The 24192-nt window shown below is 53.2% G+C and carries 22 protein-coding genes and 1 tRNA gene; 17 read left to right on the top strand and 6 right to left on the bottom strand.

What is annotated here, in order from left to right:
* Nucleotides 1-4 precede the first annotated feature (4 nt).
* The gene (locus ACUY4Q_RS00380) at nucleotides 5-1000 is read left to right on the top strand and encodes a family 8 glycosyl hydrolase (RefSeq protein ID WP_458045188.1); all 996 of its coding nucleotides are present in this window, start codon (nucleotides 5-7) and stop codon (nucleotides 998-1000) included.
* 304 nt (nucleotides 1001-1304) lie between these two features.
* Nucleotides 1305-1399, top strand: a tRNA-Sec gene (locus ACUY4Q_RS00375).
* Nucleotides 1400-1409: 10 nt separating this feature from the next.
* On the opposite strand, the gene ACUY4Q_RS00370 is transcribed toward ACUY4Q_RS00375, so the two are convergent.
* A complete protein-coding gene (locus tag ACUY4Q_RS00370; RefSeq protein WP_458045187.1) occupies nucleotides 1410-2426 on the bottom strand; it encodes a DUF3800 domain-containing protein in 1017 nt (338 codons plus the stop codon).
* 2 nt (nucleotides 2427-2428) lie between these two features.
* On the bottom strand, nucleotides 2429-2602 hold the full coding sequence (locus ACUY4Q_RS00365; RefSeq protein WP_458045186.1) for a YlcI/YnfO family protein: 174 nt from the start codon (nucleotides 2600-2602) through the stop codon (nucleotides 2429-2431).
* A 125-nt stretch (nucleotides 2603-2727) separates the two neighbouring features.
* Here ACUY4Q_RS00365 and ACUY4Q_RS00360 point away from each other — a divergent pair, with 125 nt between their 5' ends.
* Both ACUY4Q_RS00360 and ACUY4Q_RS00355 read left to right on the top strand, forming a co-directional pair.
* Nucleotides 2728-3090: a SymE family type I addiction module toxin gene (locus tag ACUY4Q_RS00360; protein ID WP_458045185.1), complete on the top strand. Its 363-nt coding sequence runs from the start codon at nucleotides 2728-2730 to the stop codon at nucleotides 3088-3090.
* Nucleotides 3090-3281 carry a hypothetical protein gene (locus ACUY4Q_RS00355; protein WP_458045184.1) on the top strand — a complete coding sequence of 64 codons (192 nt, stop codon included), beginning with the start codon at nucleotides 3090-3092 and terminating at the stop codon, nucleotides 3279-3281. The genes ACUY4Q_RS00360 and ACUY4Q_RS00355 overlap by 1 nt, the downstream gene beginning before the upstream one ends.
* Nucleotides 3282-3562: 281 nt before the next feature.
* On the opposite strand, the gene ACUY4Q_RS00350 is transcribed toward ACUY4Q_RS00355, so the two are convergent.
* Nucleotides 3563-4669: a phosphoserine transaminase gene (locus ACUY4Q_RS00350; RefSeq protein WP_458045183.1), complete on the bottom strand. Its 1107-nt coding sequence runs from the start codon at nucleotides 4667-4669 to the stop codon at nucleotides 3563-3565.
* A 31-nt stretch (nucleotides 4670-4700) separates the two neighbouring features.
* Entirely contained in the window at nucleotides 4701-5951 is a 1251-nt protein-coding gene (locus tag ACUY4Q_RS00345; protein WP_458045182.1) for an ATP-grasp domain-containing protein, read from the bottom strand.
* A gap of 422 nt (nucleotides 5952-6373) precedes the next feature.
* On the opposite strand from ACUY4Q_RS00345, the gene ACUY4Q_RS00340 reads away from it, so the two are divergent.
* From ACUY4Q_RS00340 to sfmF, 6 genes are all read left to right on the top strand, one after another.
* Nucleotides 6374-8254 (top strand): flagellin N-terminal helical domain-containing protein, encoded by a 1881-nt coding sequence (locus ACUY4Q_RS00340; protein WP_458045181.1) that lies wholly within the window; start codon nucleotides 6374-6376, stop codon nucleotides 8252-8254.
* A gap of 775 nt (nucleotides 8255-9029) precedes the next feature.
* Nucleotides 9030-9581, top strand: coding sequence for a type 1 fimbrial major subunit FimA (gene fimA / locus ACUY4Q_RS00335; RefSeq protein WP_458045180.1), 552 nt, complete (start codon nucleotides 9030-9032; stop codon nucleotides 9579-9581).
* 82 nt (nucleotides 9582-9663) lie between these two features.
* Nucleotides 9664-10356 (top strand): type 1 fimbria chaperone FimC, encoded by a 693-nt coding sequence (gene fimC / locus ACUY4Q_RS00330; RefSeq protein WP_458045179.1) that lies wholly within the window; start codon nucleotides 9664-9666, stop codon nucleotides 10354-10356.
* A gap of 32 nt (nucleotides 10357-10388) precedes the next feature.
* Entirely contained in the window at nucleotides 10389-12983 is a 2595-nt protein-coding gene (locus ACUY4Q_RS00325) for a fimbrial biogenesis usher protein (RefSeq protein WP_458047441.1), read from the top strand.
* 5 nt (nucleotides 12984-12988) lie between these two features.
* Nucleotides 12989-13996, top strand: coding sequence for a type 1 fimbria D-mannose specific adhesin FimH (gene fimH, locus ACUY4Q_RS00320; protein WP_458047440.1), 1008 nt, complete (start codon nucleotides 12989-12991; stop codon nucleotides 13994-13996).
* Between the two features lie 11 nt (nucleotides 13997-14007).
* Nucleotides 14008-14523, top strand: a complete 516-nt coding sequence (sfmF, locus tag ACUY4Q_RS00315; protein WP_458045178.1) for a fimbria assembly protein — start codon at nucleotides 14008-14010, stop codon at nucleotides 14521-14523.
* Between the two features lie 51 nt (nucleotides 14524-14574).
* Here sfmF and fimZ read toward each other — a convergent pair whose 3' ends face one another.
* Together fimZ and ACUY4Q_RS00305 are read right to left on the bottom strand one after the other, a co-directional pair.
* Nucleotides 14575-15207 carry a fimbria biosynthesis transcriptional regulator FimZ gene (fimZ, locus tag ACUY4Q_RS00310; RefSeq protein WP_458045177.1) on the bottom strand — a complete coding sequence of 211 codons (633 nt, stop codon included), beginning with the start codon at nucleotides 15205-15207 and terminating at the stop codon, nucleotides 14575-14577.
* A 601-nt stretch (nucleotides 15208-15808) separates the two neighbouring features.
* Entirely contained in the window at nucleotides 15809-16513 is a 705-nt protein-coding gene (locus ACUY4Q_RS00305) for a fimbria biosynthesis regulator FimY (RefSeq protein WP_458045176.1), read from the bottom strand.
* 374 nt (nucleotides 16514-16887) lie between these two features.
* Between ACUY4Q_RS00305 and ACUY4Q_RS00300 the strand changes: the two genes are divergently transcribed.
* From ACUY4Q_RS00300 to ACUY4Q_RS00270, 7 genes are all read left to right on the top strand, one after another.
* The gene (locus ACUY4Q_RS00300; RefSeq protein WP_458045175.1) at nucleotides 16888-17676 is read left to right on the top strand and encodes an IclR family transcriptional regulator; all 789 of its coding nucleotides are present in this window, start codon (nucleotides 16888-16890) and stop codon (nucleotides 17674-17676) included.
* A 4-nt stretch (nucleotides 17677-17680) separates the two neighbouring features.
* The gene (locus tag ACUY4Q_RS00295; protein WP_458045174.1) at nucleotides 17681-18586 is read left to right on the top strand and encodes a dihydrodipicolinate synthase family protein; all 906 of its coding nucleotides are present in this window, start codon (nucleotides 17681-17683) and stop codon (nucleotides 18584-18586) included.
* Nucleotides 18587-18597: 11 nt separating this feature from the next.
* Nucleotides 18598-20565, top strand: coding sequence for a YjhG/YagF family D-xylonate dehydratase (locus tag ACUY4Q_RS00290; RefSeq protein WP_458045173.1), 1968 nt, complete (start codon nucleotides 18598-18600; stop codon nucleotides 20563-20565).
* 93 nt (nucleotides 20566-20658) lie between these two features.
* Nucleotides 20659-22008: a GntP family permease gene (locus ACUY4Q_RS00285; RefSeq protein WP_458045172.1), complete on the top strand. Its 1350-nt coding sequence runs from the start codon at nucleotides 20659-20661 to the stop codon at nucleotides 22006-22008.
* A gap of 152 nt (nucleotides 22009-22160) precedes the next feature.
* Nucleotides 22161-22409 (top strand): CopG family ribbon-helix-helix protein, encoded by a 249-nt coding sequence (locus tag ACUY4Q_RS00280; protein WP_458045171.1) that lies wholly within the window; start codon nucleotides 22161-22163, stop codon nucleotides 22407-22409.
* A 3-nt stretch (nucleotides 22410-22412) separates the two neighbouring features.
* The gene (locus ACUY4Q_RS00275; protein WP_458045170.1) at nucleotides 22413-22688 is read left to right on the top strand and encodes a type II toxin-antitoxin system RelE/ParE family toxin; all 276 of its coding nucleotides are present in this window, start codon (nucleotides 22413-22415) and stop codon (nucleotides 22686-22688) included.
* A gap of 287 nt (nucleotides 22689-22975) precedes the next feature.
* Nucleotides 22976-24163 carry an ROK family protein gene (locus ACUY4Q_RS00270; RefSeq protein WP_458045169.1) on the top strand — a complete coding sequence of 396 codons (1188 nt, stop codon included), beginning with the start codon at nucleotides 22976-22978 and terminating at the stop codon, nucleotides 24161-24163.
* Nucleotides 24164-24192 lie beyond the last annotated feature (29 nt).

Here is a 24192-nt window from a genome sequence, read left to right as displayed (position 1 = left end):
GTTTATGTTTAAACGCGTGATACCTGCAATGGTGATGATGGTGAGTGTGCTGTTTTCGTCGTTCGCCTCGGCGGGGCAAGCCTGGGACACCTACAAAGCCCGCTTCCTGATGCCGGATGGCCGTATTGTGGACACCGGCAATAACAACGTCTCTCACTCGGAAGGGCAGAGCTACGCCATGCTGATGGCGGTGGTCAGCAACGACAAAGCCGCCTTTGACAGCATCTGGGGCTGGACCAACAAGACGCTGAGAAACAAAGACAACGGTCTCTTTTACTGGCGTTACAACCCGGTTGAAGCCGATCCGATCGTTGATAAAAACGATGCCACCGACGGCGATGCGATGATTGCCTGGGCGCTGTTAAAAGCCAGCCAGCGCTGGAATGACAACAGCTACGCCACGGCGTCTGACGCCATTACCCAGGCGCTCATCAAGCATACGGTGATTAACTTTGCAGGCTACCGGGTGATGCTGCCAGGGGCAAAGGGCTTCAACCTCAACAGCTATGTGAACCTGAACCCGTCGTATTTTATTTTCCCGGCGTGGCAGGACTTTGCCAACCGCAGCCATTTGACCGTGTGGCGTGACCTTATTCGCGATGGTTCTACGCTGCTTGGCAAGATGAGCTTTGGTCAGTCGCACCTGCCCACCGACTGGGTGGCGCTCTCTGCCGATGGCAAGCTGACGCCTGCCAAAGAGTGGCCGCCGCGCACGAGCTACGACGCCATCCGCGTTCCGCTGTATATCGCCTGGTGGAACCCACAGAGCACGCTGTTAACCCCGTGGCGCGCCTGGTGGCAGGGCTACAACCGCAGCCGCACCCCGGCGTGGGTAAATGTGACCACTAACGACACCGCGCCCTACAACATGAACGACGGCCTGCTGGCCGTGCGTGATTTGGTTCTGAATGAACCCGTGAGCGAACCGCAGATTACGGCGCAGGATGATTACTATTCCGCGAGCCTGAAGATGCTGGTGTGGGTGTCGCAGCAGAAGTAGTGTCTTTCCCCTCTCCCAAACGGAGAGGGGGCCTTGATTTTCCCCCTCTTCCCTCCGCTTAAGGGAAAAAAATCCTCTCCCTCGCCCATAAAAAAACCTTTTTACGTTACGCACTTACCTTTTCTCAACGCAAAAACCCCCTTCCGCAAAATAAGCAAAAATCGCAACCTACGGAAAAGGTAAAGATTTATCTCAAATACGTAAAATTTCACTCCGCAGAGTGAGAAAAAAGTGTGATGGGGGATGTGGTTAGCACTTGAAAGTGGCTATAATGCGCCCCGCCTCCATGTAGCAATCGAGGCGCGGAAGATCGTCGTCTCCGGTGAGGCGGCTGGACTTCAAATCCAGATGGGGTCGCCAGCGATCCCGGGCAGGTTCGACTCCTGTGATCTTCCGCCAAAGTTTGCCATTAACAACGAATCATTCTTTTAGACTTTTTAATTAATATATTCACGAGATTGCTTACTTCATTATTTACAGTCCCTTCCTTATCATCAAAAACTATTATATCAACTGGCGGTTTATTATATTTTTGTTGCATCAAAAGATTGGCAAAAAGACTTGCGATTTTTTCATTATCATCAAATCTCATTTTCAAAAGCTTTCGCATTCCGGATGCCAAAAGGTCTACAACTTGCAACCCTTCATTTCTCATTGAATCTTCATAACTAATATCTTTACGCAACAGCCTCTGAATATTAACTGCACGGCCATGAATCAATGAAGGTTTTTTTTCAACTAGATATGCTGGAATATCTCCTTTCTGATAAAGATAATCACTCAAATATCTATAATCAAATCCATCCACAAGCCCAATAGGTTTTTCCAATGAATACATTTGTAAAAGAGCTGGAGAAAACTTCTCGAAAATTAGTTCATACTTTGTTTTATGTGAAGGTTGTTTTTGATCTAAACGCCATTTAAATCTTTGTAATGTCTGCGGATGCCGTTGCGCATAGTAATTTAGAGATTGTGAGATAATGGTATGCACTAATCTAATTTGACACATGAGCTGAATATACAAAGGAATTGACACTGCCTGCATTTCTTTCGCCATTAATTCTTGCGAAACTTTCCCTTCTGGGAATCTCATTTGTTCGATACCATCAATGATGGTCTGAACATGACTTTCTTTATGTTTTACAATAAAATTCTTATTGTTATAATATGAATCAGTTACTACACAAAAAAGACTACCCTTAAGTTCAGACAGCTCTTGGAGAAAATTAATATAATTCTCTTCGCTAATATCGCCAAGTTTAATTTCACGACACCCAGTGCAATTCCTTCTTTTTAAATTACTTAATATCTTTCTGTATTTTCTTTTTTCAGTCTCAGGGCAAACATAAGCAGCGACTACACTCCAAGAGTTTTCAATCCTGCTTTCTGGTGTAAATGAGCCTGATTCATCAATTAATATTTCCATATTTATCGCTCTTTTTCATTTAATGACAATCTGAGCGTGCAAGCCTCTTTCACCCACTTGCTAAAATTCCCTTTCCCCGCGGCTTTCTCGATCTGCTCCAGCAGCTCATCCTCGAAACGGATGTTCTTCATGGTGCTTTTCGTACGGTCAAAACTGAGTTTCTTTTTCTCTTGCATGGTAGGTACCATTTAGGTTAAGTTAACTCCACATGGTACCTACCACATGAATTCTATATCAACGCTCCTGCGGTGCAGCAACACCACCGGAGCGTCTAACCTCACCAACTATCAAGGAGTTGATTATGGCTGATTTGCATTCTAACCTGGACATTACGACCACTGGAACCTCGCGTGAGTTAATTGTGGGATATCGCCCGCGAGGTCGTGATAAAAGTTCGCCGAGTTTGACGATTTCCGGCAAGTGGTTGCGAGAGGTGGGGTTTGATACCGGGCAGCATTACACGCTGCGGGCGATGAATGGCTGCATCGTGCTGACGGCGTTTACGGAAAAAGAAGAGACGTTAACGGCGGAATTAAAAGAAGCGCGTCAGTGGTTAGAGGGAATTAAAGCGGCGGTGCAGGCTGAGAAACAGGATGTGGCACCCTCAAAAACCAAAGTCCCTCCGTTACCTGATCTAACCAGATTACTGGAATATTCATTCTGATGATCAGGGATGACGAAGCAAAAAAACTTCAGGATTTGAAAGCCAAAATCCAGCGCGCAAATGAGGGCATCGCGGCCGGAAATAGCGTTGATGGCAAGACTTTTTTCCAGGGCTTACTTGAGAGCGAGGGAGTCAACCCAGCCAACGTAAAACCTGGCAATGTGCAGGTAAGCCTTAAACGTTCGTGCTGATGAATTGTCGGATGGCGCTACGCTTATCCGACCTACACACATCTTCCGGCATCGAGGCCCGGTGGGTCGGTTTATCGAATAACCGGAAAGCGTCGGATGGCGCTACGCTTATCCGACCTACACACATCTTCCGGCATCGAGGCCCGGTGGGTCGGTTTTACCGAACAACCGGAACACGTCGGATGGCGCTACGCTTATCCGACCTACAAAAGCGACAAACCTTTAGCACTCGCCTCCGGTTTCAACAGAACGTCCCTGTCCTGTCTTGCTGCCGCTGCCGCTTATTTGCGGTGGCGACGCTGGAAGTCCTGCATAAAGTCGGCGAGTTTCTCAACTGCCGTTACGCTCAGGGCGTTATAGATAGATGCGCGCACGCCGCCGATGGCGCGGTGGCCTTCGAGGCCGGAGAAATCTGCGGCGCGGGTCTCTTCGAAGAACGCGGCTTCAATCTCTTTGGTCGGCAGGGTGAACGCCACGTTCATATCAGAACGGTGCTCCGGTGCGGCCCAGGAGTGATAGAAATCGTCGCTGTTGTCGAGAATGCTGTACAGCAGGTCGGCTTTCACGCGGTTGATTTCACCCATTTTTTCCACGCCGCCCACATCGTTGAGCAACCAACGGGTCACCAGCAGCACCACGTAAATGGCGAAAACCGGTGGGGTGTTGAGGTTAGAGTGCGCTTCAATCTGGCGACGGTAGTCGAGGAACGCAGGCAGCTCTTTGGTGCCCGCCTGTACCACGCTGTCGCGGATAAGCACGATGGTCACGCCTGCCGGGCCGATGTTCTTCTGCGCGTGGGCATAAATCAGCGAGAACTTATCCGCTTCGCACGGTTTGGAGAGGAAGTCAGAAGACATGTCGCACACGCGCGGCACGTGGTCATAACCCAGCACGCGGTTAAATTGCAGGCCTTCCACCGTCTCATTGGAGACATAGTGAATGTATGGCGCGTCCGGGGAGAAGGTCACTTCGCCGTCGTTCGGCAGACGACGATAACCGTCGCTCTCACCGCTCCAGACCACTTTCACCGGGCCTTCGCGCATGGCTTCGGTCACCACTTTACGGCTCCAGTAACCGGTGTCCAGGTACTCCGCCGCGTGCTTTTTACCGCGCAGCATGGTCATTGGCACCTGGGAGAACTGCTGGGTCGCGCCCCCTTGCAGGAACAGGATGTGGAAATCATCCGGCAGGTTAAGCAGCGTGCGAATGTTGTTTTCTGTTTCACGCACCACGTTTTCAAACCACTCGGAACGGTGGCTGATGCCGAGGATCGACAGACCCACTTCCGGCACGTTGATGATCGACTGCTGAACCTGGTTCAAAACCACTTCCGGCAGCGCACCAGGGCCACCGGAGAAGTTAAGGGCGTTCTTTGGATTTAATGACATAATTTTTCCAGAGTACTCAATAACATGTGAATTAAGAGTTAACCCGCGCAAGCAGCAGGTTACGAAATGCATCGGTCACTTTACGCATCGGGATCTGTTTGTTGGGGAACAGAACGTCGTCATCCATTGCGTGAATAACCATGGCCGGATCGATTTCAAAAACCAGGAACTGCCCGTCTTTGGTTTCTGCACAATCAATACCGAGGTAGTCGAGGCCGGTACGCTGGTAAATGGCGTCCAGCGCGGCTTTATGACGCTCAGCAAACTCGGCGAAGTTGTTGAGGAACACCGCCTCTTCCGCACGTTTAGCCGCGTCTTCGTACATGCCCGCATTGACGTAGTGAATCATCCAGTGGGATGAAATGCCCATGTGGCAGGCGTACGGCTTGCCATCAATCAGCACCACGCGGTACTTGCGGAACTGGCCGTCATCGCCGCTGTAATCAATAAATTGCGAGAGGAAGAACACCGTCTCGTTCATCTCAGCCAGATAGGTTGCCACTTCCGCCGGGGTGTCGAGCTTTTGCAGACCGTGCCCGCCGTGGGTGCCCACCGGGCGCAGGATGATGGGGAACTGATGCCCCGCCACCACGTCCGACAGCATCAGGTTGCCGGCGGCGACCTCGTCCAGCTCGGTGCGGGTGATGTGCAGCGCCGGGCTGATTTGCAGGCCCGGCACGTTTTGCAGCAGCAGGCTGGCGGTGTTGCGCTCAGACGAGAACACATACTGCGGCGCGTTAATCACCGGCGTCGGCCAGTCAGTGAGTTTGTGCTCCAGGCGAACGATCAGCTCGCGGGTGTCGTCGCTGGCACCGATGGCCACCATGGTCAGGTCGTGTTCGGGGATCGCCCAGGCCAGCGGCTCGGCGCCGTGCGGGTCAACGAAGTAGTAAATGAGGTCGACGTCGCTGTTTTCCAGCAGGCAGTCCAGCGGCACGTTGGCGGAGAGGTTGCCCGGCACCACCAGCATCAGCAAACGCAGCTTTGCAGGCTGGATAGCGGCAGGGCGCACGTAAATGCGCTGTTGCGCCAGCGCCTGATCCTGAATGGTCAGCCCAAGCTCTTCGTGCTTGAGGCTCATCATCGCCGTGGACAGGTTCATCCACAGCATGGCGTCGTCAGGGTTATCCTGCGCCTTCGCAATCATCTCCTGGGTATGGGCAGTGAAATCAATGCCGGCAATGCTCATACGCAGAAAAGGGGCGAGTCCGAAAAAATGGGCCGCTGGAGGGAACGTTGCTTCGGACGCGGGCAACGTATCGGCTGACGCTGGAGTGTTCAATCGTCAATTCTCTTTTTGGAAGATGAGCGCCGAAGTCCTCGCCGGGCAGCGGCGAAGCTTTCAGTCATAACCGCACCATTATTCCAGCAATCAAGAAAAGCAAAACGCCAATTATCCTCTGTTTTTGGATGCATTTCGGAGAATATGCCCGCAACGATTTCTCCGGGAGAAGTGACAAACACCACACATTGGTCGCTGCCTTTCCGCCCTACCTTTTTTTGTAGGTCAGGCCATTTTCATTATGTTAATCCCACTAAGTTTATTAATGGCGATATGAAATGTCGCTAATCGATGAATCTCTTCGTTTCATCAGCCTAATCTTCTTTGCAATCACATAAGGTTCGCTTAAGTAAAATTATTGCCCTAAAGAAAGCAGGGCGATGCCGATAACTCATACCAGGGATTTCTTCGTGAGCAGGCTAATGATCAGTCTCAAAACTAACCTTTCATCGCTAAACACCCAGAACCAGGCAGCTAAGAGCAAATCTGAACTGGATGCGTCTATCCGTCGCCTGGGTTCCGGTCTGCGTATCAACAGCGCCAGTGACAACGCTGCCGGGCAGGCGATTGCCAACCGTCTCGCCAGTCAACAAAGCGGGCTGGCGCAGGCGAAGCGCAATGCGGGTGATGGGCTCTCGATGGTGGAGACGGCAGAAAGTGCACTCGATGAAATCAACAACCGCCTGCAGCGCATCCGTGAACTGGCGGTGCAGGGGCTGAACGGCATTAACTCGCAGGAAGATTCAGATGCCATTCAGGCGGAGATTAACCTCAACCTGAAAGCCATCGACCAGCTTAATTCCACCTCTAACTTCAACGGCATTCATCTGCTGGACGGCAGCGCGGGCAAGATGGGGTTTCAGGTCGGGACGCACGACAACGAGAAAATCGACCTCGACTTATCTTCCCCCGGCTTCAGCGTGGATGAGCTGGGGCTGAAAGACCTGATTATCAGCGGCCTCAGCGGCTCCGTGTCTGATGTTAACAATTACGTGGGCAGTGCCAGCGCGATGTCGCTCAGCAATCCCGCCATTAGCGTGAGCTATGCCACCACGTTAACGTCTCCGCAGCTGGTCAGGGGCACGGATAATCTGTATTACATTCAGGGCAATGATGCGAACGGCAAACCGGCCTATTACCGGGCGAACTACTCTGCAAGCTGGGACACCCAGACAGGAACCGGAGCTATTGCAGTCAGTGAGACCAGCAGCACGGCAGCCTATAGCGCTGCGGGTCAGATCCCTTCTCGCGCCATTACCACCCTTAATGTGTTCGACACCAACGGCGCGGCGGTCAGTGGCAGCACGCTTACTCAGGATAACGGCCAGTATTATATTCAGCAGGGTGATACTTACTTCCCCGCGAGCCTGACCTTTGGGCCATCCGGCGCGGTAACGGCGCAGATGACCAGCGCGACCGGCAAAGAAGATTTCGAATTTACCACCCTGCCCACCAACGTCACGACTACCCCTGCGGTGGACAGCAGCACGGTGCCCTCGACCTTTACCGATGCCAATGGCAACACGGTAGCGGGCAGGCTGATGAAGTCCGGCAGCCAGTACGTGATGGAAGTGAACAACGGCGGCAATTTGCAGTACTACCCGGCCAGGTTTACCGCCACCTCGAACGGCACCACGACCTCGTTGAGCGTAACAGCCACCAGCACCACCCTGGCAAACAGCTTTACGCCCGTCACCAGCGTCAGCGGCACCTCGTACGTGACGCTCGACCCGGCAAAAGTGCAGGTCAATTACACTGACGCCGAAGGCAAGACCTTTAACGACGTGCTGCGCCTGGACAGCGACGGTAACTACTATATGGATCTGCCCGGCAGCGGCACATCGAAGACCGCCACCCTGGTGGTTCGCAATACGCCGACCAACCCGTATTTGCTGAAAACGCTCAACGGCGTGGGCGATGTGCAGATCTACTACACCCCCAGCATGTCCTCCAGTACCGATACCGCCACCAACCACACGGTGATGAACATTTCAGAAGTGGGTTCAGGGATTCGCCTGCGCAACCCGGATGATCCACTGGCCACGCTCGACCGCGCTATCAACCGGATCGACACCCGCCGCACGCAGTTGGGTGCCGTGGCGAACCGCCTTGAATCGGTGCAAAACCTCCAGGACAGCGCCACCGGCGCCATCGCCTCCAGCCGTTCACGTATTGAAGACGCCGATTATGCGACCGAAGTGTCGGCCATGACGCGCGCGCAGCTGTTGCAACAGGCCAGTGCCGAAATGCTGGTGAAGGCGAACAGCACGCCGGAACTGGTGCTGTCACTGCTGAAGGGGTAAAGGGTTTAACATCGCCCTTGGGTCTCACTCTCATCCCTGCCCTCTCCCTCAAGGGCTGAGAGATCCCCAATAATATTCCATTTTGCAGCGATAACACTGCGCCATGAGAACACAATAGTTAAAGCGACGGCTGGGTCCGGCTGAAAATCGACGAAGCGTATCCGTAAGGCCGGGGCGACGCGCAGGGATGCGCGGCGAGGGCGACTTTACAGGGACGTTACCTTCGCCCGTCCCCGATTAGCCTGAAGGAATACGCTAAGTGAACCGCGCCAGCGGCGATTTTCCTGGCCGGGAGCCCGGGTCGCCAGGGTGGTGGCGGTGAACCACCCTGGCACGTTCACGGGTTCTGGAGCGATAGAAAAGCAAGGAACATAAGGTGAACGGAAAGACCATCAGAGCCGCATGTTTCCCCTCACCCTGACCCTCTCCCCAAAGAGGAGAGGGGACCGACTGTGCTCGTATTATTTTGTGGGGATTCCTCAGCCCTCAAGGGAGAGGTGGCCGAACGCCCCCTCACTCTTTTGCAGTAAGAGAAACCTATGCCCTCAATAATCACCTTCCGAAATAACATCCCCCCTAAACACTATCCCACTAATCATTACACCTGAGCGCCATCTTATATTCGATTAAGAAAGAACTTAGGCTACTCCGAGTCATTTCGAATATTTAAAGATCCCTTGAAAGATTAATTTATAACCACGGCACTCAACGCTTGCCGTTATCACTTAAATGGATCCGGCTACGTGCTGGTGATAGTTATTTTCAAGGAAAAGCAATGAATATGAAATTGATGTCCGCGTCTGTTGCCGCAGGTCTGATGTTATTAGCAGGGGCAGCTCAGGCTGATGCCGTTAGCGTCACCGGGGGTACCGTCCATTTCGAAGGTAAACTGATTAACGCAGCCTGTGCCGTCAGCACCACCTCTGCCGATCAGACCGTACAGCTCGGTCAGTATCGCACCGCCACCTTCACCAAAGTGGGTGATACCTCCACCCTGGTGCCGTTTAAAATTGTCCTGACCGACTGCGATCCTGCGGTGGCTGAAACCGCTGCCGTTGCCTTCACCGGCCAGGTAGACGCTACCAATAACACGCTGCTGGCCATTGCTTCCGGCGACAATGGCTCCACGGCGAAAGGCGTAGGGATTGAGATCCTCGACAACAACTCTACTCCACTGAAACCAGACGGCGTGGTGACCTCTGTCGCCCAGAAGCTGGTGGAAGGTGAGAATACCCTGCGTTTTTCAGCGCGCTATAAAGCGACTGCGGCGACGACTTCGCCGGGTCAGGCAAACGCAGACGCCACCTTCATCATGAATTACGAGTAAGCACCCGAGTAAAGGGACGCTCCTCGCCCCATGGATGGGGCATTTTTATTTCCGCCATAAAACGTAAAGAGTTTTTTTCGCGATGCGTAATTATTTAAAAACAGCCGCTGCCATTATTTTTTCGGCGATGGTGTCATTGCCGGCATATGCCGCTGGCGGTATTTCTCTGGGTGCCACGCGGGTTATTTACCCTGCCGATGCCCAGCAAACGTCTTTATCTATTTCCAATAGCGGCGATAAAGAACGTTTCCTGGTCAACGCGTGGATTGAAAATAATAACGGACAAAAAGAAAAAGCTTTTGTGGTTACCCCGCCATTATTTGTTAGCGAACCGAAAAGCGAACATACCCTGCGCATCATTTATGCCGGACAGCCGCTGCCTGCGGATCGCGAATCGGTATTCTGGATGAACGTCAAAGCCATCCCGTCTATCAACAAAAACAGCCTGGAGGGCAAAAACGTCCTGCAACTGGCGGTGCTGTCGCGCATCAAACTCTTTGTGCGTCCGGCTAAATTGCCCGGCTCACCGACAGAAGCCCCGGCACAACTGACCTTCGCCCGGACGGGCAGCACCCTTACCATTAACAACCCGTCGGCGTATTACGTCTCGCTGGTGAACGTGCGCATGGGCAGTCAGAAAATAGAAAACCTGATGGTCGCCCCGAAAGCCAGCAGCCAGGTTGCTCTCCCCGCCGGTGCGCAGGGCAGCCTGACGTATCAGACTGTCAATGATTACGGCGCAGTAACGCCTGCCATCACTGCCCGCCTGCCTTAACGCTGCGCGTTGAGAAAACACAGGAAAGGATGATGACCCCGATACGTCTCTCATTGTGCGCAGGGCGTGCGCCCCGTTGGTGCGGATTTTTGCTGGCCGCGAGTTGCCCGCTATTCAGCCATGCTGAGAGCTATTTCAACCCGGCATTTTTATCTGATGACACCGCCACGGTGGCGGATCTGTCGCGCTTTGAGAAAGGAAATAACCAGCCGCCGGGCGTCTACCGGGTGGATATCTGGCGCAACGATGACTTTATTGGCACCCAGGATGTGCACTTCGCGATCGCCAAAGGCGAGGCGGCAACCGCCTCTGGCGGGCTGACTCCCTGCTTTGACGAGCAGTGGTTGAAACGCCTCGGCGTTAACCTGCAGGCGTTCCCGGCCATCAGCACGCACCAAGACAAAACCTGTCTGACTATCCCGACGCTCGTGCCGGGGGCCACCGTGACCTACAATTTCGCCTCCCAGCGACTGGACATCACTCTGCCCCAGGCGGCGATGAACAACAGCGCACGCGGCTATATTTCACCGGAAGAGTGGGACGAAGGCATTCCGGCCGGGCTACTCAACTACACCTTTACCGGCAGCCGGGGCACTGACAGCGATAACTACTATGTCAGCCTGCAAAGCGGCATGAATGCGGGGCCGTGGCGACTGCGTAACAGCAGCGCGTGGCGCTATACGAGCAGCGACAGCGGGCATTCTCAGCGCTGGAGCAACATCGGGACCTGGCTACAACGCACCCTTGTTCCCCTGAAAAGCGAACTGGTGGTGGGCGACAGCAACACCACAAACACCGTTTTTGACAGCCTCGGGTTTCGCGGCGTACGCCTGTTCTCCTCAGACAGCATGTACCCCGACAGCCTGCAGGGTTACGCCCCGACCGTGCGTGGCATTGCCCGCACCCCTGCCAAACTGGTGATTCGCCAGAACGGTTACGTCATCTATCAGAGCTATGTGTCTGCGGGTGCGTTTGCGATAACCGATCTTAACCCCACATCGTCGAGCGGCGACCTTGAGGTGACCGTAGAGGAAAAAGACGGCGGCCAGCAACGCTACGTGGTGCCCTACTCCACGGTGCCCTTGCTGCAACGTGAAGGCCGGGTGAAATATGATGCGGTGGTGGGTAAATTTCGCAGCGGCAATGGTCAACAGTCTAAGCCGGGGTTTACGCAGGGCACGCTGATCGCCGGGCTCGCCGATAACTACACCCTCTATTCCGGCACACAGCTGGCCTCACGCTACAGCGCCTTTGTGGCTGGCGCAGGGAAAAACCTCGGCGACTGGGGAGCCGTCTCTGTCGACCTTACCCATGCGCGCAGCGAACTGGCAGACAACAGCACCCATCAGGGGCAATCGTTGCGTTTTCTGTATGCAAAATCCCTTAACCGTTACGGCACCAACTTCCAGTTGCTCGGCTATCGCTACTCCACGCGCGGGTTTTACACCCTGAGCGACGTGGCCTATCGCAATATGGAAGGCTACGAATACGAAGATGACGGCGAAGGCACATCGGTCAAAACCCCGGTGGTACGCAGTTACCACAACCTGCATAACAGTAAAAAAGGACGTTTTCAGGCCAACATCTCGCAGAACTTCGGCGATTACGGGTCGATGTACCTTTCCGGCAGCCAGCAAACGTACTGGAACACCGGCGACACCGATACCTGGTATCAACTGGGCTATGCCAGCAGTTGGAAAGGCGTCAGCTATTCGCTCTCCTGGTCATGGAACGCCTCACCCGGCATCAGCGGCAGCAACAAAATCGCGGCCCTGAACGTCACCATCCCCTTCAGCGTCTTTAGCGGTCAGCGTTATGACCGGGACAGTGCGCTTGACCGCGCCTGGGCCAGCATCAATGCCAGCCGCAACAGTAACGGCCAGCAGAGCTGGCGCACCGGCGTGGGCGGCACGCTACTGGAAGGGCGCAACCTCAGTTACAGCGTGAGCCAGGGCCACAGCAGCACCAACGGCACAAGCGGCAGCGCCAGCGCAAACTGGCAGGCAACGTACGGCACGTTGGGGTTCGGCTATAACGTCGACCGTAACCAGCACGATTACAACTGGCAGCTGGCGGGCGGCATCGTCGGGCATGAGAACGGCGTGACTTTCAGCCAGCCGCTAGGCGATACCAATGTGTTGATCAAAGCGCCGGGCGCGCGCGGGGTGCGTATCGAAAACCAGACCGGGGTGAAAACCGACTGGCGCGGCTATGCCGTGATGCCCTACGCCACCGTTTACCGTTACAACCGCATCGCGCTCGATACCCTGTCGATGGACAACCACACCGACGTGGAAAATAACGTCAGCCGCGTGGTGCCAACCCAGGGCGCCCTGGTGCGTGCCAGCTTCGATACCCGTATTGGCGTGCGTGCGCTACTGACCGTGAAGCGCGGCGACCGCCCGGTGCCGTTCGGCGCCATCGTGCGCGAAGCCCACAGCGGCATCACCAGCATGGTGGGGGATGAGGGGCAGATCTACCTGAGCGGACTGCCGCTTAAAGGCGAACTGTTAGTGCAGTGGGGGGACGATGCGGCATCACGCTGCGTGGCCCGTTATTCACTGCCCGAAGAGAGTCTGCAACAGGCTGTCACTCAATACAGCGCGCAGTGCGAGCGAAAAGGATAATCATGATGAACAAGACCTGTCTGCTGCTCCTTGGGGCAGCGTCACTGGGGATGGCGGCCTCCGCCCGCGCCACCATTTGCTACAACTCGAACGGCAGCCCGACCGACATCGCCTACGATTTGTCGAATACCTTTAACAGCTCGAATAACCAGGTCGGGCAGATCATTACACTACCGGAAAAATCGGGCTGGGTGGGCGTGCGGGCTACCTGCCCCGCAGGAACGACCGTGAATTACACCTACCGAAGCTATGTCACCACCCTACCGGTGCAGAACACAGAGGGCAGTTTTCAGTACCTGAAACTCAACGACTACCTGCAAGGGGCGATGCAGATAACCGACTCTGAGGCGGGGGTGTTTTATCCGCCTAAAAACTACATTCGCATGGGAAATCATCCCAATGTTAGCAAGCGACAACCCTTTCCCGTCATGGATTCGAAACTGGTGTTCAGGCTTAGAGTGACACGCCCGTTCATCAATATGGTGCCGATTCCACGCCAGACGATGCTGACGGTCTATGTGACCTCAACCGCGTCAGATGCTCTTAATACGCCCGTCTACACCATCAGTTACAGCGGCAGAGTCGAGGTGCCGCAAAACTGCAAGATTAATGCGGGCGAAACGGTGGAGTTCGATTTCGACAACATCGGCGCGGCGCTCTTTAGCAAAGCGGGAGCCGGCGGCCGCCCGTCAACCGCCACGCCGCAAAACAAGCGTATCGCCATCAAGTGCACCAATATTGACGCTCAGGCCTATCTTTCGATGCGTCTCGAAGCAGAAAAATATGAGGGCGACATAATGGTGTCGGACAACCCGGACGTCGGCTTTAAAATTGCCGAAGAGGGTGGGAACGTCCTGACCCCTAACACGCTGGCGAGCAAAATTCCTTTCCAACTGGACGATAACGCCGAAGCAAATTTAGGCATCCGCGCCTGGCCGGTCAGCGTGACGGGGGAAAAACCGGCGGAAGGGCCCTTCACCGCACGCGGCTACCTGCGCGTGGACTTCGACTAAGGGGAGAGACGATGCTGAAACAATCCCGCCTTCTGGCCCTCGCCTTGCTCTACAGTCAGGCTGCAATCTGCGCCACCCCGCTGGGGGAAATCAACATTGAGCTGCGCGGCAACGTGGTGGATTTTAGCTGTACCGTCGAGACCGCCGACAGCAACAAAACGGTGAGCCTCGGTACCTGGCCCACGAAACAACTGCGCACACCGGGCAGCACCACGATGGCGGTGCCGTTCAAACTGAAGCTGACCGGCTGCCCGCCCGGCAGCGCGTCTATCACCTTTTCCGGCACGCCGGCCGCCAATCCGTCTCTGCTGGCGCTCAGGGACAGTGAAATGGCGAAAACGGTGGCCATTGAGCTGCGCGACGGCGACCGCAGCCGTCTCGCGCTGGACAATGCCAGCCAGCAGGCGACCATCGATGATAACGGTGATGTGACGCTGCAGTTTTACGCTAACTATATTGCGCTGGCCGCAAACGCCCAGCCGGGCGATGCCAGCGCGGATGCGACCTTTACCCTCAATTACTATTGAGCGGACACGATAAAAAACACGCCCGGGAGGGGTTTCTCCCGGGCGTGTTTTCTAGAGGAGTTCGTGTGACTTCGCGTAGTCGATCAGTTCAACAATCGTGTGGACGCCCAATTTGGAAAAGATATTGGATTTATGCGCACTGATCGTCTTATTACTCAGCAGCAGGTGATCGGCAATCTCTTTATTCGACAACCCATTAGCCAGATAGCGTAATACCGTGACCTCACGATTGGATAAGGGCATATCCCATTGTTCTCCGCGCCGCCGTCCCGGATGATTGATAAAACTAATGGTGTCCGAGGGGAAGAAAGAATAACCCGCGAGGATCATCTCGACCGCATTGTAGATATCACACAAATCTTTGCGTTTACTGACAAATCCATTCGCTCCGGCGCGAATAGCCCGCCCGGCATAAAAGGATTCTGATTTCGATGACAGGAACAACACGTTGGTCTTTTCATTTATCGCCTTAATTCTTCTTAATAAACTAAAGCCATCGGTTTTGGGTAATTCAATATCGAGAATAACCAGATCCACAGGATTAGCGCGAATATAATCAAGTGCGGTACGACTGTTGTCAGTTTTCAGCACCACCTGCACATCTTTGTTTTTTGCGAGCAGGACATCTATCGACATTCTGACAATAGGGTGCTCGTCCATAATGATAACGGAAGCCGGTTTCATGTTTTGCCTCTGATTTCTTAATACAACGCTAATAATAAGTATTCGCGCTGACAGGATTTATGTTCAATCAAGAATTCAATGCCGGGGCTTTCCTCGGGAAAACCATAAGCATCCTTGCGTGCTTTGTTATTTCCAATCGCAGACTGCGAATGTGGAGCGTCGTCTTTTCGTATTACAGTTGAGATTAGTCTTATTTGTTAATAAGTTGAAATGATTATACCTGGGACGCTTCATTCGAAAAGCCTTAGAAAAATAAAAGCTTTTTTCAATAATATAAAATCCCGGAAAAACGGAGTATAGGGAGGGTTTTTGAAACGAAAGCCTAACGAAACAACATTTTTAAGATTTACGCGTTGTTATTAACAGAGAAAACAAAGCTGTAACCCAAATGTGTGAATATCGTTACGCTAAACGCCGCAATTTTCAGGCAATTATCAACGCAATACCATGAATTTACTACAAATAGTAAGGGTATTACTGGGGGAGAACCCCCTCCAGGAATAGTTATAATTGTTAACTACATGTAACTTAACTTCCTAAAATTTATAAGAATTAAGTAGTTTCTTATGCTGCGGGAGAGTAACAACTCATCCGTTGCGCCTTAATGATTTACATCAAGCGTCAGTCGATGCAGGAGCTGCGTAAGAGACTGGCGGCCAGGTAGCCCCAGATGCTGCGACAGGGTGGTGATGCGATAAACCGCGCGATGGTAGGGAAGATGGAGCTCTCTGGCCACGTTTTTAAGCGTCTGCCCTTGTGCCAGGCGGCCAATCAGTTGCCATTCCAGGGCCGTGAAGCGCGTGACGGTTTCCGGCACCGGCGGCATCAGCACCGCCTCTCTGAGCGCCTGTACCGGCAGCGTGCGCATCAGCAGCTCAAACGGCCCGGCGGCACGCAAAAACCGGCTCATGGGCGGGTCCTGCTGAGAAATCAGCAGAAAAATACGCAGCCCATTTTTCGCCATGCGACAGCCGCGCAGCGTCTCAAGAGCCACGAATCGGCTGGTGGTCAGGCTTTCCATGTCGACAATCAGTGAGATGAGATTGCTGTCGTTCAGACGGTAATGGGCAGCCTCCAGCGACAAAAATGCCGCCGTGCGTTTATCAACAAAAAGATGACGACGCCAGGCCCAGGCCAGAAAGGTGTCTGAGGTGACAATAAGCTGATTAAGGGGGCTTTCAGGCGATGTGTAGCCGAGCGACGGCGAAAGCGGTAACAGCGCTTCCACCGCCAGAGGGGCATCATACCGCCGTGGTAACACCCCAGCCAGGCCCTTCGTTCTGCGCTTTTTTCCCCTGCGGACCACACGCCGCATATTCCATTCGCAGATAGTCCTCTCCCCAATGAATGTGCCGCAGTCTCATCAGGTCCGGAATGCATAGTGCCAGGATTTTCCTAATCGATAACGTGCTAAATGGCGTTTTTGGGCGGACAAGGTCACAGTTATCCGCAATATCCGCCTATTTTGTGTGCCGTTGCGTTGTGCCGCAAAGGTGACGTTCCTTAAAGCAGGGTGAGAATTTTCGCAAACAAGCGCCATCCCTTTCCTTCAAAAGATTAGTCAAAACCTCGCCACAGATCACGTTTCCCCGCCCTAACTCGGTTCAGCCTGTTGAACCAGATATATTTTCCGCCCTGCGCGGCAGATAGAATTTTATCAACAGAAAAAGGGAGCCGTTTATGGGCGGTAAAGGATGTCATTCAGTTATTCGGGCAGAAAAGATTCTTACTTACATTGCTTATGTGGGTGCGGCAACGTTTATGGAGTTACTGCGCGAATTCCAGTATCCAAAAAGCAGCTTGCTGAATTTATTAAGTGTAATGGTGGCATGCGGCTTTTTAACTAAAAGCGAACGCAACCAGTATTCGCTCGGCATTAAGAATTATGAATTGGGCTGCCAGGCGTTACACCGGAAAAACATATTTGAAGTGACCAAACGGCCGATGCAGGAATTATCGCAACAAAGCGGGCTGGTCTGCCATTTAGGCGCTATCGAAGATTGTTACGCCATTTATCTGGATAAAGTCGAAAGCCCCGGCTCTGTGCCCACAAAGAAAAGCTGGATTGGCAAGAAATTAGAGTTACACATCACCGCGTTGGGTAAAGCCTTACTGGCATGGAAATCCCCAGAGGAGATGAATTATTTTTTGGATGCGTTAACACTCACTCAACACACACGCAATACCTTCACGGATAAGAAGCTATTTCGTGACGAGTTGCAAAAAACGCGTCTGAGAGGTTGGGCCATAGATAACGAAGAATCGACCTATGGTGCGGTATGTCTGAGTATGCCGGTCTTCAATATGTATAACCGGGTTAATTATGCGATCTCACTGTCGGGCGATCCGGTGGTGTATTCAGGAAATAAGGTCGATGGTTATCTCGATTTGCTCCGCCAGTGTGCCGCGCAAATATCGTATGGGCTGGGATACAGGAATGAAAACGCTTATTTAAGAAAAGGAAATTGATGTAATGAAAAAATTCAGTGGCATTATTCCCCCGGTTTCCAGCACCTTTGACCGTGACGGCAATATCGACAAAACCGCGATGAAAGCCGTTGCCGATTTCCTGATTCAAAAAGGGGTCGACGGGCTGTTTTATCTGGGCACCGGCGGCGAATTCAGCCAGATGAATGCCGCTCAGAGAATGGCCCTGGCCGAAACCGCCGTCGCCATCGTCGACAAGCGCGTGCCGGTGCTGATTGGCGTGGGCTCAACCTCCACGGATGAAGCGGTCAAACTGGCGCGCCACGCTGAAGCCTGCGGCGCAGACGGGATTGTTGCCATCAACCCCTATTACTGGAAAGTGGCCCCGCGCAATCTCGACGATTACTACCAGCAAATCGCCCGTAGCGTCAGCCTGCCGGTCATCATTTATAACTTCCCGGACCTCACCGGCCAGGATTTGACGCCTGCCATCGTAAAACGCCTGGTGCTGGCGAATGACAACATTGTGGGCATTAAAGACACCATCGATAGCGTCGGCCACCTGCGCACGATGATCAATACCGTTAAAGCGGTGCGCCCGGGCTTCTCGGTGTTCTGCGGCTACGACGACCACTTACTCAACACGCTCCTGCTCGGTGGCGATGGGGCGATCACCGCCAGCGCCAATTTTGCCCCGGACTTATCCGTTGGCATCTACCGCGCCTGGCAACAGAACGATCTCGCCACCGCAGCGACGCTCAATAAAAAACTGCTCCAGCTGCCGTCGATTTATGCGCTGGAAACCCCGTTTGTCTCACTCATCAAATATGCCATGCAATGCGTGGGACTGCCGGTCAATACCTACTGCCTGCCGCCAATCCTGGAGGCATCTGAAGAGGCCAGAAGTCAGGTTCGTGAACTGTTAGCCACTCAGGGAATTTTAAAATCATAAGGGGGAACACCATGTCTGTTCGCACCATTTTTGATAACGACAACCGGGATATTTACCGGGTCAGAACCCATGCGGAAGGGCCGCAGGGGGAGCTGCCCCTGACCCCGGAAATGCTGATAAACCGCCCGAGCGGCGATATTTTTGGCATGACGATGAATGCCGGAATGGGCTGGTCGCCGGACGCGCTTAATCGCGATGGCATTCTGCTGCTGAGCACGCTCGGCGGGCTACGCGGTGCGGACGGAAAACCGATCGCGCTGGCGCTTCACCAGGGTCACTATGAGCTGGATATCCAGATGAAAGCCGCGGCCGAGGTGATCAAAAGTCACCATGCGCTGCCTTATGCGGTGTACGTGTCCGACCCGTGTGATGGTCGCACGCAGGGCACCACGGGAATGTTCGACTCCCTGCCGTACCGCAACGATGCGTCGATGGTGATGCGCCGCCTGATTCGCTCTCTGCCAGACGCCAAAGCAGTGATCGGTGTGGCGACCTGTGACAAAGGGCTGCCCGCCACCATGATGGCGCTCGCGTCTCAGCATGACAAAGCCACCGTGCTGATTCCAGGCGGTGCCACCCTTCCGGCACGCAACGGTGAAGATAACGGCAAAGTGCAGACCATCGGCGCGCGCTTTGCCAACGGTGAATTGTCTTTACAGGGCGCACGTCGCGCGGGCTGTCAGGCGTGCGCGTCCTCCGGCGGCGGCTGCCAGTTCCTTGGTACGGCGGGCACCTCCCAGGTGGTGGCCGAAGGGTTAGGGCTGGCGATCCCCCATTCAGCGCTGGCCCCGTCCGGCGAGCCGGTATGGCAGGAGATTGCCCGCGCCTCCGCACGCGCCGCGCTGTTGCTCAATCAGAAAGGCATCACCACCAAAGATATCCTGACGGATAAAGCCATTGAGAACGCGATGATGGTGCATGCGGCCTTTGGTGGTTCCACCAACCTGCTGCTGCACATTCCGGCCATTGCTCACCAGGCCGGGTGCCATATTCCGACCGTGGAGGACTGGATCCGCATCAATAAACAGGTGCCGCGTCTGGTCAGCGTGATGCCTAACGGCCCGGTTTATCACCCAACGGTGAACGTCTTCATGGCCGGTGGCGTGCCGGAAGTCATGCTTCACCTGCGCAGCCTCGGCTTGCTACATGAAGAGGTTATGACCGTCACCGGCAATACGCTTAAGGAGAACCTCGACTGGTGGGAACAGTCTGAGCGTCGCCAGACGTTTAAAGCCCTGCTTCGCGAACAGGAGCAGGTGGAGCCGGAGGAGGTGATCATGTCGCCTGCGCAAGCGGCGAAGCGCGGCCTCACCTCGACCATTACCTTCCCGGTGGGCAACATCGCACCGGAAGGTTCAGTGATTAAATCAACTGCCATCGATGCGTCAGTCATTAATAAAGAAGGCGTCTATTACCATAAAGGGGCGGTGAAAGTTTATCTTTCAGAAAAAACAGCGATTTACGACATCAAACACGACAAGATCAAAGCGGGCGATATCCTGGTTATCATCGGCGTCGGCCCGTCCGGGACAGGCATGGAAGAGACCTATCAGGTGACCAGTGCGTTGAAGCATCTCTCCTGGGGTAAACAGGTGTCGCTGATTACCGATGCCCGTTTCTCCGGCGTGTCGACCGGCGCCTGTATCGGCCACGTGGGGCCAGAAGCATTAGCGGGCGGCCCGATTGGTAAATTACGCACCGGGGATATTGTCGAAATTAAAATTGATTGCAAACAACTCCAGGGGGAGGTGAATTTCTTAGGTTCCAGCACTGACGATATATTGCCTTCACGAGAAGAAGCCACTGCGATGTTAAATAACCGAAGCAGCCACCCGGATTTAATGCCTGACCCGGCATTACCGGACGACACCCACCTCTGGGCGATGCTTCAGGCCGTGAGCGGCGGCACCTGGCGTGGCTGTATTTACGACGTTAATAAAATCAGTGAAGCACTATGGGCGCATTTAAATAAGCCCTGAATAACAGAGATAACAATTAATACATATGTTCATTAGCGCGGCCGGTTTGGCCGCGTGACACCCCACATCTGTATCCGAAAATGAGAGGACTTTATGCCACTATTCATTGTCGTGGCAGGTATTGCTGTACTCCTGCTTTTAACCATAAGAATTAAATTAAATACCTTTGTTTCGTTAATCATTGTCTCTATCGGCGTTGCCATCGCCAGTGGCATGGGGCTGCATAAAGTGGTCGCCTCGGTGGAGTCTGGCCTCGGCGGTACGCTCGGCCATATTGGTTTAATCTTTGGCTTCGGTGTCATGCTCGGACGATTATTATCCGATGCTGGGGGCGCGCAACGGATTGCCCTTACCATGCTGAAATATTTCGGCGCGAAAAAGCTCGACTGGGCGGTTGTCTGTTCGGCGTTTATCGTCGGGATTGCTCTATTTTTCGAAGTCGGCTTGATTCTGCTGGTGCCGATTTTGTTCGCCATCGCCCGGGAAGCGAAAATCTCGCCGATGTACATGTGCGTGCCGATGCTCTCCGGTTTGCTGGTGGCACACGGTTTTCTGCCTCCGCATCCCGGCCCGACCGTGATCGCCCGTGAATATGGTGCGGATGTCGGGATGGTATTGATTTACGGCATTATCGTGGGCATCCCGACCTTTATTTTGTGTGGCCCGTTGCTGAATAAAGTGTGCCAGCGGTTAATCCCCGAGGCGTTTAAAAAAGAGGGCAATATTGCCTCTCTCGGCGCCAGCAAAAGCTTTACCGAGAGCGAAATGCCGGGCTTTGGTATCAGCTTCTTAACTGCCATGCTGCCGGTAATTTTGATGGCGCTGGTGACCGTTATGCAGATGGTTCGCCCGAAAGGTGCCGGTGACCCGGGCGCGCTCTACAATCTGTTCCTGTTTTTGGGGAACTCCACCATTGCAATGCTGATTTCGCTGCTCTTTGCCCTCTATACCATGGGCGTGGGCCGTGGGAAAACCATTGCTGAACTGATGGATTCATGCAGCAAAGCCATTGCCGGGATTGCCGGTTTGCTGTTGATCATCGGCGGTGGCGGTGCGTTCAAGCAGGTGCTGATTGATTCAGGCGTCGGGCAGTATATTTCCACGCTGGTGGCGGGTATGGACATTAACCCCATCCTGATGGCGTGGGGAGTAGCCGCGTTCCTGAGGATTTGCCTGGGGTCAGCCACCGTGGCGGCGATCTCCACCGCCGGGTTGGTTATCCCCTTACTGGCGTCGCATCCAAACATCAATCTGGCGCTGATCACCCTCGCGACAGGCGCAGGCTCCTGCATCTGTTCTCATGTGAATGATGCCAGTTTCTGGATGATTAAGGACTTCTTCGGTTTGACCACCAAAGAGACGTTGCTGTCATGGACGTTGATGTCCACGCTGCTCTCGATCTGCGGTCTGCTGTTTATTTTGCTGGCGAGTATGGTGATGTAAGCTTGCCCTGCCCCGGTCAGTCGTGCCGGGGCAAACTTTACACGCTCTTCAACGCCCTCAGTTAATCCTTCAGTTTGCTTTAATGCTGCCTTAAAAACGCACCCATGCTAATCTTAATAAAAGTTAATAACTTTTATTAAGGGAGAAAAGCGATGCCCTCATCGATGAAACAGACTATCAGTGCACAAATCCCTATCGAACTTGCTCAGGCAGTGGAGAGAATGGCTGAAGAGTTAGACCGGTCTAAAAGCTGGATAATCAAGGAAGCATTGACATCCATGTTGGCCGAAAGAGAACGTCGACATCAGGAAATCTTGACAGGCCTTGCAGACGTAGAAACGGGTCGTATCGTACGTCATTCAGAAATAATGGATTTTGCGGCAACATTGAAAAAAGAGTAATGCATGGAAATCTACTGGACACGTAAGGCTAAGGATGACCTGGAACGGATTTATCGTTTCGCATGCCAGTATAACCGCCTCCATGCGAATGCTGTCCTGGATCGTTTGATTGAGGGAGTGCAGAAACTTGCTATGCATCCGGCCTTAGGGGTGATGCAAATCCGATATGAACCTCGTGAAGTGCGCAAAATCCTTTTTGACGATTATGAAGTTCACTATGAACTAAAGGATGGCGATATTTATATCGTCGATCTCTGGCACACCAAAGAAGATCGTTAATATTTATTTTTCTGGCGAATATTAAAAAACAATCCCCCCTTAAATGCATTCACAAAAGAAATATAAAGCAAACCTCAACCATCCTTTCATTTAATTCATAAAACAAATAACTCAAAAATTCACAATTTAAGCATGTGACCGACCTCAATAAATTAGTATGGAATACAAACTAAATAAGCAAAATAGCTTTACAAGCTGTGCATCCCAGGCAATAAATACGCAAAAAAGGACATCAGGGAAGATTCATTTTCTTGATTAAGTATGGAAAGCAAACGAAAAGAGTATTCATGATGAATGCAGGCATTCCCAATACCTTAAGGCAGATGAACGCCACGCTGGTGGTAAATATTATTCGCCAGCATGGGCCGCTATCCAGAGCGCAGGTGGCCAAAATAAGCGGCATAACCAAAGCCACGATTTCTGACATTATTAGCGGCTTAATTCAGGAAGGCACCATTTATGAGGGCGGTGTCAGCGAGCAAACCGGACAGGGCAGAAAAGGCATCCTGCTTAATTTTGACCCCTTTGCCAGACTGGGGGTGGGGATTGATTTAGGCGGAACCAAAATCACCTATTCCATCTTCAACCTGGACGCCGAAATCTTATATGAGAAGCGTGAAGCCACATGGAAAACCAGCGATCGGGACACCTTTATTGAGCAATTGATCAACGGTGTGGCCAGCTTTATTCGTGAAAGCGGCGTGGACAGGAGCCGGGTAAGCGTCATTGGTCTCGCAACGCCTGGGATTATTGATATCAGCAGCGGCGTGGTACTGGAAGGTTCCCCCAATCTGCCCGACTGGGGCAATCTTGCCCTCGCTGACGCGCTCACGCGGAGTCTCTATATTCCGGTGGTACTGGAAAACGACATTCGGGCGGCGCTGGTCGGCGAAATGTGGTGTGGAAAATGCCGTGATATCAGCAGTGCCGCCCTGATCGGTATTGGTACCGGGCTGGGTTCAGCCCTGCTTATTGACGGTAAAATCATTCGCGGGGCGAATAACGCAGCCGGCGAAATTGGCTATATGATTTTTGGCCGTGAACAGCTCTTTCAGGACTGGCGAAATAAAGGCTGTTTTGAAAGTTACTGTTCGGGTTCAGGTCTGAGTGAACGCGCCATGACGCTGCTACGCCAGCCGATGACATTAGAGCAGATCATTCAGAACGTTGAGCAGAACGATCCGCTCGCCTGCGCGCTGATTGACGAAATGGCCGATTATCTGGCGATGGGCATTATTAATCTCGCCGCTATAGCGAATTTGCAAAAAGTAATTTTAACCGGGGGCGTTACCCATGCAGCGAATTATTTCCTGCCACGGGTACAGGCGATTCTCGACAGGCAATTGTCGACCAATATGCACGTTACGGTTGAATTATCAGAACTTCGGGAGAAAGCCCCGCTTCACGGCATTGCTATTCTGGCGCTTTCAACGCTGTACCCCTCAATCGAATTTATTCCAGAAACACAACTTTAATAATGCTGGTGAATTAACAAGGAGAATAG

It is taken from the genome of Phytobacter cepae (assembly GCF_054165735.1).
The sequence above is the reverse complement of the archived record's forward strand: the minus strand, read 5'-3'. Positions and strand labels throughout refer to the sequence as shown.